The following is an 11,845-nucleotide window of genomic DNA, read 5'->3' as shown; positions in this document are numbered from 1 at the left end:
CTCGCCTGTTACGCTGAGCGCCATGCCGCGTTCACGTCCCCGCGAGACCCTTACGCTGTCCAGCAAGCTCCGCCTGGTGCCCGTCGTCGAGTTCGAGCCGGGGCCCTATGCCCGTCTGGATCGGCCTCTGCCCGAAGTCTCGGACGAGGACGGGCCCGGGGACGAGCGCTCCTGGGCGGAGCGTCTCGCGGACGCGGGCATCCAGCTGGAGCCGCTCGTCCCGGAGAGCTGGCTCGTTCCGACCTCGCGGCTCACCGACCCTCACGTCCTGCGCCAACTGCTCCGGGTGTCGCTGAAGTCCCTGGACGCCACGGGCGCGGAGCCCCGCGTCGACAGTGTCTCCGCGATGATGGGAGGCCAGGCGCTGCTCGAGGACGAGCACGTGGTGCTGAAGCCCCGGTGCTGCGGCGATCTGCGGAACCTGGAGCACTGGGAGAACGCCGCGCGCCAGCGGTTCGAGGGGTTCTGGATCGGCCACCCCCAGGTGCGCGCCAGCTGGGCGGCGCCGTGGCTGGTCCTGCGTGAAGATGAAGAAGAGCTGGACGAGGACACGGTCCGCCGTGAATGGCGGCTCCCGCTCCAGGCGCTCACGCTCGCGGTCCTCGCGGCCCGGAAGGAGCAGGAGGACTTCGCACGCAGGCTGGTGCCCTTCCTCCTGGAGCGGTTCCCGCCCGCGGTGGCGCATTCGTTCGCGTTTCGGCTCGCGGGACTGGCCGAGTCCGAGGTCCCGGGTTACTCCTGAGCCCCGGAGCCCTGGTACGCCTCCCGAGTGGGAGGTCCGCCCCGCTGCTCATGAGGCGGGCCCTCGGTCCATTCGTGACGAGCCCTCTCAGGGCGTGTAGCGCGAGGTCGTGTCGCCCGTGAGCAGCACCTGGCCGGTGTGCAGCAGGGTCGCGGCCGTGCTGGCGGGCACCTGTGCATCCGGGAGCAGGGTCCACGTGTTGGTGTCCGGGTCATACAGCTCGGCGCCGCTGGCGAGGGCGGCACCGGCCACCAGCACCTTGCCCGAGTAGAGCAGCGTCGCGCTGTGGTTGTGGAGGAGGCGAGCGCGAGGCTTGAGGTAGCGGCCAGGAAGGAACCGAGGAAGGAGAAGACGCCGCGAGTGGAGTGGGCAGAGTGGCTCAAGAGGACGTTCGACGTCGAGGTGTTCGTCTGCGTGAGGTGTGGAGGCAGGCGGCGGGAGCTGGCGGACGTGAAGGGAGGGGGTGGAGTGCGAGCGATGCTGGCGCACTTGGGCCTGGCCCCGGCAGGTGCGAGGCTGGCCCCGGCGCGAGGCCCCCCCAGAGCGCGTGGTGTTGAGGCTCAAGCGGCCCCAGCCAAGAGAGCCAATCGCCTGCCGCGCACCTCATGGGAAGGCGGCCTGGGCCGACGTGTGTATCCCAAGGGGCTGCGCGGCTTCTCCACCCGCCTGGCGTACTGCTCGGGCGGCCCCGTCAGCGGCCCTCCTCGGCTCCTGCGCTCCAGCCCTCATCCTCTACATGGCCTCTATCCCGCCTATACGCTTGATGCAGGCCTTTACCTCAGGGGGATAAGTAATAGGCGTCATGGCGACACATGGGCGGGGAGCGCGCGGCACCTGAGGGCCTTCGAGCGGCACTGGTACACGCTCAGCGACGAGGAAACCGTGCAAACGCGACGCTGCGGTTCATCCGACGTCCCCGATGTAGAACGACTTCACCGTCAACGCGATGGCGTGGGATCCGGTGGGCCAGGACTTCGTGGATCCGTTCGGCGGACAGGAGGACCTGGAGCGGCGGCTCATCCGCTGCGTGGGCTCGGCCACGGCGCGCTTCTCCGAGGACGGCTTGCGCCCCCTGCGCGCGGTGCGCTTCGCCGCGGTGCTCGACTTCTCGCTCGATCCGGACACCCAGGCGGCGATTCGTCCCACGCTGCCCATCTTCCAGAAGGTGGCCCTGGAGCGCGTGCGGGACGAGTTCGTGAAGCTGCTCCTGTCGCGCAAGGCCGTGTTCGGGCTCGAGCTGCTCGCGGACACGGGGCTGCTCGGGGTGTTCCTGCCCGAGGTCGCCGAGGCCGAGCCCGAGGCCGCCCGCCGGGCTCGGGAGGCCGCCGCCGCCGCGCCCGCCGAGGTGGAGCTTCGGTTGGCCGCGCTGCTCGCGGACCTCGTCGAGCCCGCGCGCGCCGAGGAGATCGGCACCCGGCTCAAGTTCCCCGCCAAGGTCATCGAGCGCATCCGCCTGCTGGTGACCCACGCGGCCGTGGAGTCCCTGGTGGGCGCGCCGGATCAAGCGCTGCGCCGCCTGCTGTCCAAGGTGGGGCTCGCCCAACTGGAGGCATTGCTCTCGGTGGCTGCGTGCCCTGGCCGCCACGAAGCCGCCGCTGACGGCGAAGGACCTGGCGCTCAACGGCGGAGCAATCATGTCGGCGCTCGGCGTGGGGCCCTCGCCGATGGTGGGGGAGGCGACGCGCTTCCTCGTGGAACAGGTGCTGGACGAGCCCGCGCGCAACACGCCGGAGACCCTCCGGGAGTTGCTGACGGGTTGGCGGAGTTCGCGGAGTGCTTGATCAGCTCCGCCGTGGGCGGCCCAGGCCCACGAGGAGCCCCAGGCCGCACCACGCACCGAGGATGGGACTGGCCCCCATGCCCACGAGGGGAACGGGGAAGGCCCCGAGTCCGGGCGCCAGCGCCGAGAGCGCGAGGTAGACGGCGAGGCCCATCGCCGCGGCGGGCAAGGGGCCTTTGACGGCGACCAGGGGCGACAGGACGGCTCCCGCGAGGGTGAGCACGGCCAGCAGCGCCAGGAGCGGAGAGGTGTCCCGGGCGAGGCCGAGGATGCCCTCGACCTCGGGCACGGGCAGCAGGGGATCCGGCCGGAAGAGTGCGATCAGGGCCGCCGCCGTGGAGACCGCCACGCCCACCCACCCGAGCGCCCCTTGTGGACGTTGAGCAAGCTGGATCGCGAGGACGGCGCCCGCCAGTGCCACGGCTTGCGAGGCATCCGGCTGGAGCGCCAGGACGAGCCCGATCCCGGGCACGGTGAGCGCGAACGGGAACCGTCGGGGGGCGAGGCTCGACCAGGCGACGAGGCCCACGGGCAGGAGCAGCTCGGCGGCGTTGAGCCGCACGGGGCCCAGGCGGATCCAGCGGTGGACGCCCGAGAGCCCCCCATCGAGAAAGGTGGCCGCGATGGCGGCCGGGACCAGGAGCAGGCAGACGCGTGCCATGCGCGGCGTGGCGGTCCGAGCGAGCACGGTGGCCAGGAGCGCCCCGAGGATCCAGGCGCCGGCGTTGCGCGCCCAGAGGGCAGGGGGGACGGCGTGCGCGGCGGCCACTCCGCAGCCAATGAGGACCGCGCCGCCCGAGCAGAGGGTGAATAGGACGGCCGCGCGCCGTGACGGCATGCTCGGCAGGCTGCTTGGGGGTGGCGCGTTCGAGGGGGCATCCATGTGGGCGGGGCGCGAACCTAGCAGTCAGGCGGAGGGGGCGGCCGTGAAGAGAAGGGCACCAGGGGGTCGCACGCGGCCGGGCGGCCGTGTTCACGCCAACGACAGGCAGGGGCTGGAGCGGCTGTGCCGCTATGGAGCACGCGGAGCGTTGGCGCTGGAGCGTTTGTCACGAGCGGAGGACGGCCGCATCGCTTATCGGATGAAGCGCCCGCTGCCGGACGGCACCACGCACCTGCTCTTCACCGGGTTGGAGTTGCTGCGTCGCCTGGCATCCCTGGTGCCTCCGCCTCGGGCAAACCTCACGAGGTTCCACGGCGTCTTCGCTCCAGGCTCGAAACTGCGGCCATTTCTGGTCCCCCAAGCAGGAGAGGAGGGGGCGAGCGAGGAACCTGAGGCAGCGCTCAGCAAGGAGCCGAAGAAGAAGAGGACGCCGCGAGTGGACCAGGCGCAACTGCTGAGGACGTTCGGCGTGGACGTCTTCACCTGTGCCGGGTGTGGAGGCAAGCGCCGGGTATTGGCATACCTGATGGCCTCCTCATAATGCCCCACCTTCCTCCACACTTATTTGAGCAGCTCCGCGTCCGCTGGAGCCATTTCCCTGGGCCTTGGCGGCCCTCAGCCGCTTGAGTGTCGAGCGATCGAGCTTGTACCACCGAGGAGTGCCCGGACCGCCGCCCTCGACACATCGCAGCCAGCCCTTCTCGACCCAGGTGCGCACCATTGTCTCAGTAACATCCAGCAGTGCGGCGACACCGTGCGTTGAGTACAGGCCGTCAGCCCGGCGCTCCGGCTGTCGAGGCCGTCCTCGCCGTCGTCCCACCGGCTGGCGGTGGATGCCGTAGCGCCTGCGCACCCAGCGCACCGCTTGCTTGTCCCAGGCGCGCTTGACTCCGGAGAGCAGCCCCCTTCGGTTCAGCTCAGCCGCTATCTCCCTATCGGTCCTCTTCTGCTCCACCAGTGTGCCAATGAGCTTGATGGTCTCGGGCGAGGTAGCCCTCGTGTAGGAAGGGCGGCGTGCAATGGTCAGGTCGCTGCACGCACCGGTCTGCCATAGCACCTGGATGTGAATCCCGCGCTCCGGGACTTCCACAGGGCTGAGCGCCACCTCTCGCACCAGAATCCGCAGCAGGTTCTTGCGCTCGGCATTCGTCGTGCTCCGTGCGTGCCAGACGTACGACAAGTCCTTGGCCAGTTCGAGCAGGCGTGCTCTGTCCTGGCTCGTGAGTTCCACCTTCTCGCGCCGCAGTACCTGCTGGTGCTCGCGCTCGAGCACCTCCAACTCGCCCAGCTTCTCGTTCCACTCACGCTCCAGCGTGCGGGCCACCACGCGGTTGTCCGGGTCCACCGCCTTGTAACGGCGCTCGGCCAGTTGCGCCTCGTAGTGCGCCCGCTCCAGCCGCAGCTTCCACTGACGCCCTACCTCCTGGGCCTGCCGTTCCACCTCCCGGGTGATGGCCAGGCCCAGCTCAATCTCCGGAGGCTGGACTGTCTCCAGAAAGAGTCGGGCGACTGCCTCGTCAATGCCTGCGGCCGACACCGTCCAGCACATGCCCTTGTCGGTGATGCGGCGGCACTCGTAGTACGGATGCCCGGACTCCCGGTAGGCCGTCTGCATCCGGTGACCGCACCGGCCACAGAGCACCAGCCCCTGCAACAGAGCGCTCCCTTCGCGGGCAGCACCGCGTTGGTCCGGCTGCTGGTAGCTGGGATGGTTGGTAGCGAGCCTCTTCTGGTTGGCTTCGTATTCCTCCCAGCTGATGTAGGCCGGGTGGTGGTTCTTCAGGCATACCTTCCATGCTTCCCGCGGCAAACGCGTACGGCGCTGGCGCCGCAACTGTCCGTCCACCAGCGCCATGTGCCTCTCATTGCGCCCGAAGACATAGGCACCGGCGTAGGTGGGGTTGTGGAGCATGGAGAGCAGCAGGGTGTAGCGCGGTGGCTCCGGGTGCAATTGGTGCGTGCCCGGCTCTCGCACGGGCAGCTTCAACCCGTTCTTCATGAAGTAGCGCAGCACGGCATAGGCGCTGCCCTCCAGGCGAAAGCGCTCGAAAACAAGGCGCACGGCTCGCTGCACCCCTTCGTCGGGGTCGAAGCGAAACCGGCTCGTTGTCTCCTCCCACTCATAGCCCACGGGCGGCGTGATGTGGAGGGCACCACGCCGTGCCTTGGACAGCTTGCCGCCCTGCAAGCGCAAACGCATCCAGTACAACTCGGCTTCGCTCATGGTGCCCTTGAGGCCCAGCAGCAGCCGGTCATTGTAGTCGCGCGGAGTGTAGACGGCCTGTTCATCGACCAGCACCACGTCGGCCAGGCCGCACAAGTCCAGCAGCCGGTGCCAGTCCGCCGAGGAGCGCGCCAGGCGAGAGACTTCCAGCGAGAAGATGGCGCCGACGCGTCCGTGCGCGACCTCCTCGGCCATGCGCTGGAAGCCCGCCCGCCAGTCCGCGCTCGTACCGCTCTGGCCCATGTCTTCATCGATTATCTCAATGCGCTCGGGCGGCCAGCCCAGCTCCAGAGCACGCTGGCGCAGGGCGTACTGACGGGCCGTGGACTCACGATGCTCATGGACCTGACTGAGCGTGGACTGGCGCAGATACACCACCGCTCGACGCTCCAGATGCGTGGCTCGAACCTTGTCGTTCATCGCCTTCCTCCGCGTCTACGGTTTCGGCGCGCAGCGCCTTGTGCAGCAGGGCGGCCCACGTGCCGAGCAGTTGCTGCCTTGCCGCCACGGGCAGTGCCGACCACGGCGGGCCGGATTTCTGGGGTGGACACGTTGGCATGTGTCAACGTAGGTCCACCGTGGGACAGGGGCGCGGTTGATGAGCCCTGGGGGCGACCGAGCGCCACCTGCACTGCGCTGGCAAGCTTGAGCAGAACGGGGACGGAGAGGCGGACTGCGCGACCACCGACGCTCGGCGGAACGAGGGGTGGGGAGCGGTCCGTCCACTCGAGCGGCAGTCGCATGTACCGGCCGGGAGGGTACTCCACGTCGACGTAGCGCCGACCGTCCTGGCTGCGGATGAACCGGGCGACCGGCAGCATCACGCCCTTGAGGGGGTGGACCGGCAGCGTTACGGCCACGTGCTCAAATAAGGGTGGCGGACCCGTGGCAGTGTGTCGATGCCGTCCTGACGGCACCCAACGCCGTGCGCGCCATTGTGGAGCACCTGTCACTGCCCACGCGGCCTGCTTGCGCTGGCCGCAGCGCGGGGGCCACCCCAGCACACGTGGTGTTGAGCCTCGAGCCGTCACGCTGCCAAAGACGCCCACACCCCTGTGGCCGCCCCCTGGAGGGGGCCTCTGGGCCGGCGTGTGCCCCATGGGGCTGCACCGCGTCTCCTCTGGCCCGGCACACAACCCGCCTCGGCCCGCGCCTTGGCCTGCGCACCGTGCAGAGCCCGGTGCCGCCGCTCACCCTCACCATCAACCTGTGGTGGCACGAGCGCACCCACACCGACCCGGCGATGAGCGCCTTCCGCGACCTCATCCGGCGCGCCGGTGCCCGCGGCGGTGCCAGCGCGACTTGACCGCTCACGGCCTGGTGAGGCCCAGCACGGATAAGCAAGGCCAGGAACGCCGTGATTCCGGCCAACGGCAGGCATAACCCTTGCCCCGCGATGAGCAGGGTCAGCATCCCCAGGCAGAAGAGCGTGAACCCCACGCTCCTGGCGTTCGCCGACCTTCCGCGTCCATTCCTCGGGCCGGTGGCTATCACCGAACGACGAGGCGAGCACCCGGTCCGTGGGAAGGTGAGCTAAGGCGGCGGGCAACTTCTAGTGGAGGCGGCGTGATTCGAACCCGCGCCGGGCGGTGCGAAATTCCCAGCAGAATCGCGCCTTTACCTCGCAACCGCCCGGAATGTTGGTCACGCCCTTCCCGCCCCCTCCTCAACCAAGCCTGGGCGGTGAACGGTTCCCAAGTTCACTCCAGGATTCGAGCCTCCTCCGCCGACTCGTCCGTGGGGGGACGGAAGCAGACGCGCCCCTCTCCGCAGGCATGCGGATGGACCAGGTCGTCATCGGGCCCCACGCACTCTCCCGTCGAGACGCACCAGAACGTCGCGGTCGACACGAAGCCCGTCTCCCACTCCACCGCCGCGTCGTAGCGCACGCCCGGCGTTCCCTTCGAGCGCACACGCCGGCAGACGCGCGGGGGTTTCTGCTCGGTGTTCGAGTCCATGGGCTCTCTCATGCCTTCGCCGCGGCGATCACCGTCCTTCGGATCACCGCTTCGAGGATTGGCACCTTGTAGGCGTTCTTCGACAGGGGCGTCGCGCCGCTCACGGCCGCCTTCGCCGCCTGGCGAGCGAGTTCCTCATCGAGCTTCTTCCCGACGAGGAGCTTCTCCGCCTCCGCCGCCCGCCGGGGCGTGGGCGCGACCCAGCCCAGGGCGATGGCCGCCTGCCGGACGACCTGCCCATCCATCTGGAGCACCACCGCGACGTCGCAGATCGGCCAGTCGTAGCTCTCCCGCTCGCCCTGCTTGTAGTACGCCGCCTTCGTCCCCGCGCCCGGTGCCGGGATGCGCACGCGCGTCAACACCTCGTTCGGCGCGATGACCGTGTCACTTGGCCGCTTCATGTCCGGTGGCAGCAGGAAGTCGGACACGGGCACTACGCGCGTCTTGCCCCCGGGTCCGCTCAACTCGACCGAGGCGCCATAGGCCACCAGGGCCGTGGCCGGGGTGGAGGCGTGCACCATCACCGTGCGCTGATTGTCGAAGATGGCGTGGTACTGGTTCTGCCCCTCGCGGACCCGCTCGACCTCGTTGCCCTCCACCTGGTGGAAGTACTCGTTGCGGAAGTACCAGCAGCGGGGCCGCTGGAGCAGGTTGCCGCCCAGGGTGGCGGCATTGCGGACCTGCGGCGTCGCGGCATGCTCCGCCGCTTCCGCGAGCGCCACGAAGCGGCGGCGCACCTCGGGCTCCCGCGACACCCGGCTCAGCGTCACCAGGGTGCCGAGCTCCAGCCCCTGTTTCGCGTCGAAGCGCACCCCGTCCAGGCCCTTGATGGTCTTGAGGTTGACCACCCGGCGCGGGGACACCACGCCGCCCTTCATCAGATCCAGCAGATCCATCCCACCGGCCTTCGCCATGACCGGCGCGCGCTCGCTGCCTTCACCCAGCAGCGACACGGCCTGCTCCACGGATTCAGCATCCACCCACTCGAAGCTCTGCATGCGTCCTCCGGTCCGATTCAGGCGCGCAGCGCCGCGAGCACATTCGCGGGCGTCATCGGGAGCGTGCGGATGCGCTTGCCCGTCGCGTTGTAGAAGGCATTGGCCACCGCCGCCGCCGTCGCCACGTTGGCGGGCTCGGCGACTCCACGCGCGTCCGTCGAGGACTGCGCCCCGAGCTGCTCGAGCAGGATGACCTCGATGCTCGGCACCTCGCGCGAGCCGACGATCTTGTATTGATCGACGTTGGCGTTGAGTTGGTGGCCGCTCGCGGCATCCAGGTGCCGCTCCTCGTAGAGGGCGTAGCTCACGCCTTGAATCACCCCTCCGAAGATCTGGCTCTCGGTGAGCTTGGGATTGATGGGACGCCCGCAGTCGTGCACCGCGACCATCCGCACCACCTTGACGATGCCCGTCTCGGTATCGACCTCGACCTCGGCGAACTGGACGCCCCCAATTCCATGCCGGCTGATGCTCATGTCCGGGGTCACGGCCATGTACCCTTCGTAGTCGTCCCGGCGCTCGGCGCGGTGGGAGATCTCCTGGAACCGGGCCTTCTTGACCGCCTCGCGAAACGGCATCGCCGACGCGGGCTTGCCCTTCACCATCACCTTGCCCGCCGCGAAGACGATGTCATCCGCGTTCGTGTCGAGAACGGGGGCGAGGCGTGTGGCCAGATCACGGGCACAGCGCCAAGCGGCATTCCGGGCGGCGGGAGTCAGGGAGCTGGTGACCCGGCTCCCACCGGAGGCGGGCCCGCCTGGATAGCGGGAGTCGCCGATATGGGAACCCACCTCCTCGGGGCGCAGGCCGAACTCCTCCGCCACCACCTGGGCCAGGATGGTGCGAGTCCCCGTCCCGATGTCCTGCGTGCTGCTGAAGGCCTCGACGGAACCATCGCCCATCACCCGCACCTCGCACGCGGCGTTCCGGTGGACGAGGTAGAGCCACTGGGACTGGGCGACTCCCATGCCCCGCTTGATGGCTCCCTTGTCCGAGCCCGCGGGCCGCCGCTTGTTCCAGCCGAACCGCTCGGCGCCCACGCGGCGCTCATGTGCCCGGGCCAGACAATCATCCGTCCCGGAGATGTCGATCTTCTCCCGGAGCGCGAGCGGATCCATCCCGAGCTTCTCCGCCAGCTCGTCCACGGCCTGCTCCAGGCCGAACATGCCCTGGGCCTGACCGGGCGCCCGGAAGGCGGCGCAGGGCCCCGTGTTGGTGAAGACGTCGTACTGCTCCACGTGCACGTTCGGGCAGGCATAGAGGGTGCCATGCGCGAAGCCGACCCCCGCGCCTCCGGCCACGCCTCCGCTGCCATACGCCTGGAGCTGGAGCGCCACGAGGGTGCCGTCACGCTTCGCGCCGAGCTTGAGCCGTTGAATGCTGTTGGGACGATTGCCACCCGAGACATGTTCGTCCCGGCGATCCAGGATCATCCGCACCGGCGCCCGGGCCTTGCGCGATAGATGGATGGCGAGCAGCCCGAAGTTGCCAATTCCATACTTCGCGCCGAAGCCGCCGCCGGTGAAGTCGCTGATCACCCGGACCTTGCTCTTCGGCAGATCGAAGTGCTCGGCCGCCTCGTCCCGGACGCTGCCAATGTATTGGGTGGAGGCGTAGAGGGTGAGACCCTCGTCCCGCCAATCGGCGACGAGTCCATGCGGCTCCATGGGCACGTGGGTCTGCACCTGCGTGCGGTATTCCGCTTCGACCACCACGTCGGACTCGCGAAACCCCTGGGCGACATCCCCGCGCGGGCCCATGCCCCGGGGCTTCGTGTCGGGACCTCGCACGTTGCCATTCTGGGGGAGGCCTGGAGGCGCTCCTCCGCCTCCCGCCGTCGCCGGCTGCTCGGTGGGGCCGGGGTAGACGCGAGGTGCGTTCTCCTTCATCGCCTCCTCAATGCCGGTGACGTGGGCCTGGGGCTCGTATTCCACCTTGATCAGCCGTGCCGCGGCCTCGGCGGCGCGGGGGTTGTCGGCCGCGACCGCCGCGATGGGCTGGCCCGCGTAGCGGACCGTGGGATAGCGATTGCCCTTTTCCGCCTTGGGGTCACGCAACCGCGCGGTGGACAGCAGCAGCTCCAGGACGTGAACGGCTCGGACTCCCGGAGCGCGCTCGGCCGCCGAGGTATCGATGGACTTGATGCGCGCATGGGGCAGCGGCGAGACGACCCACTTGCCCCAGAGCATGCCGGGAAGCTGGACATCGAAGGTATAGCGGGCCCTGCCGGTGACCTTCTCGATTCCATCCAGGCGGGAGACAGGCTTGCCGATGGACTTGAGCTTCGCGTTCTCGGGGAGGGGAGGGGGCTCGTCCTCGGGGACCCGCCGGGTGACCTCCTTCAATCCCTGGCCGACAATCCCATACGAGAGCGCCTGCTGCCTCGAGGGTCCCGGGTTCGGCGGCGGCGCCTTCTGGGGACCCGCCTGCGGGGCCTTCTGTCCTTCGGCGGAGGAGCCAGCTCCCTGGGTACCCGTGGTGTCCTTGACGTCTTGCATCAGCTGTTCCCCTTTGTCTTTCCACCCGCCTGGGCCGCCGCGAGGGTCGCCTTGAAGACGTTGGGATAGGTGCCGCACCGGCACAGATGACCGCTGACCGCCTGCTTCACATCCTCGAGCGTGCACTTCGGATTGCGCTCGACCAGCGCGGCGCAGCTCATCACCATGCCGGGCGTGCAGAACCCGCACTGGAGCGCATCGTTCTCCACGAAGGCGCGCTGGACCGGATGGAGCTCGTCACCCCGGGCGAGTCCCTCGATGGTGGTGATCTTCCGGCCCCGGGCGTCCAGGGCGAGCGTCATGCAGCTCGCGGCGACCTCGCCATCGAGCCAGACCGTGCAGGCCGAGCAGGCGCCGCGGTCACAGCCAATCTTCGTTCCCGTCAGGCCGAGGTGATTGCGCAGCACCTCGGCGAGGGTCGTGGCGGGATCGGCCTGGACGGCCACGGCGCGGCCATTGACGGTGAGGGACAGCGAGGCGGGCTCGGGGCCCAGGACTGGTGGAGGGGACGCGGCCGCCTGCGCGGTGGACTGGACCAGCGTGGCGGTCAGCGCGGACGCGCCCGCGCCGGTGAAGAAATCCCGCCGGCTGAGTCTGGGCAGTGTGGGCTTGGGGTCGGAGTCATCATCGGATGGGGCCAATGTCGAACGCTCCTCTCGCGGATGACGCTACCGGAGTCCTTCACGCGCGGCCCAGCGCGAATCACCGCTTGGGGTGAAGGACGTCATGTTAAGGACAGTCACATGCGACGTCTTTCATTCC

The 11,845-nt window shown here is 69.2% G+C and carries 9 protein-coding genes; 3 read left to right on the top strand and 6 right to left on the bottom strand.

What is annotated here, in order from left to right:
- Positions 1-22: 22 nt before the first annotated feature.
- Complete coding sequence (locus CYFUS_RS36505; RefSeq protein ID WP_095989406.1) at positions 23-742, top strand: hypothetical protein; 720 nt, start codon at positions 23-25, stop codon at positions 740-742.
- A gap of 87 nt (positions 743-829) precedes the next feature.
- Here the strand turns inward: CYFUS_RS36505 and CYFUS_RS51980 are convergent, their stop codons facing one another.
- Positions 830-994 (bottom strand): hypothetical protein, encoded by a 165-nt coding sequence (locus CYFUS_RS51980; RefSeq protein ID WP_198317011.1) that lies wholly within the window; start codon positions 992-994, stop codon positions 830-832.
- Positions 995-1,688: 694 nt separating this feature from the next.
- Between CYFUS_RS51980 and CYFUS_RS36490 the strand changes: the two genes are divergently transcribed.
- Together CYFUS_RS36490 and CYFUS_RS53290 are read left to right on the top strand one after the other, a co-directional pair.
- Positions 1,689-2,702: a hypothetical protein gene (locus CYFUS_RS36490; protein ID WP_332468314.1), complete on the top strand. Its 1,014-nt coding sequence runs from the start codon at positions 1,689-1,691 to the stop codon at positions 2,700-2,702.
- A gap of 746 nt (positions 2,703-3,448) precedes the next feature.
- Positions 3,449-3,946 (top strand): transposase, encoded by a 498-nt coding sequence (locus CYFUS_RS53290; RefSeq protein ID WP_232537010.1) that lies wholly within the window; start codon positions 3,449-3,451, stop codon positions 3,944-3,946.
- Here the strand turns inward: CYFUS_RS53290 and CYFUS_RS36475 are convergent.
- The 5 genes from CYFUS_RS36475 to CYFUS_RS36450 form a co-directional block, all read right to left on the bottom strand.
- Positions 3,941-6,049, bottom strand: coding sequence for a recombinase family protein (locus CYFUS_RS36475; protein WP_095989403.1), 2,109 nt, complete (start codon positions 6,047-6,049; stop codon positions 3,941-3,943). The genes CYFUS_RS53290 and CYFUS_RS36475 overlap by 6 nt on opposite strands.
- Before the next feature lie 1,280 nt (positions 6,050-7,329).
- On the bottom strand, positions 7,330-7,587 hold the full coding sequence (locus CYFUS_RS36465; protein ID WP_020918040.1) for a hypothetical protein: 258 nt from the start codon (positions 7,585-7,587) through the stop codon (positions 7,330-7,332).
- Between the two features lie 8 nt (positions 7,588-7,595).
- The gene (locus CYFUS_RS36460; RefSeq protein WP_095989401.1) at positions 7,596-8,585 is read right to left on the bottom strand and encodes an FAD binding domain-containing protein; all 990 of its coding nucleotides are present in this window, start codon (positions 8,583-8,585) and stop codon (positions 7,596-7,598) included.
- A gap of 17 nt (positions 8,586-8,602) precedes the next feature.
- Positions 8,603-11,083: a xanthine dehydrogenase family protein molybdopterin-binding subunit gene (locus CYFUS_RS36455; RefSeq protein ID WP_232537009.1), complete on the bottom strand. Its 2,481-nt coding sequence runs from the start codon at positions 11,081-11,083 to the stop codon at positions 8,603-8,605.
- The gene (locus tag CYFUS_RS36450) at positions 11,083-11,724 is read right to left on the bottom strand and encodes a (2Fe-2S)-binding protein (protein ID WP_198316261.1); all 642 of its coding nucleotides are present in this window, start codon (positions 11,722-11,724) and stop codon (positions 11,083-11,085) included. The genes CYFUS_RS36455 and CYFUS_RS36450 overlap by 1 nt, the downstream gene beginning before the upstream one ends.
- Positions 11,725-11,845 lie beyond the last annotated feature (121 nt).

The sequence above is a fragment of the Cystobacter fuscus genome (assembly GCF_002305875.1).
In the GTDB taxonomy this organism is placed as follows: Bacteria; Myxococcota; Myxococcia; order Myxococcales; family Myxococcaceae; genus Cystobacter; species Cystobacter fuscus_A.
The sequence above is the reverse complement of the archived record's forward strand: the minus strand, read 5'-3'. Positions and strand labels throughout refer to the sequence as shown.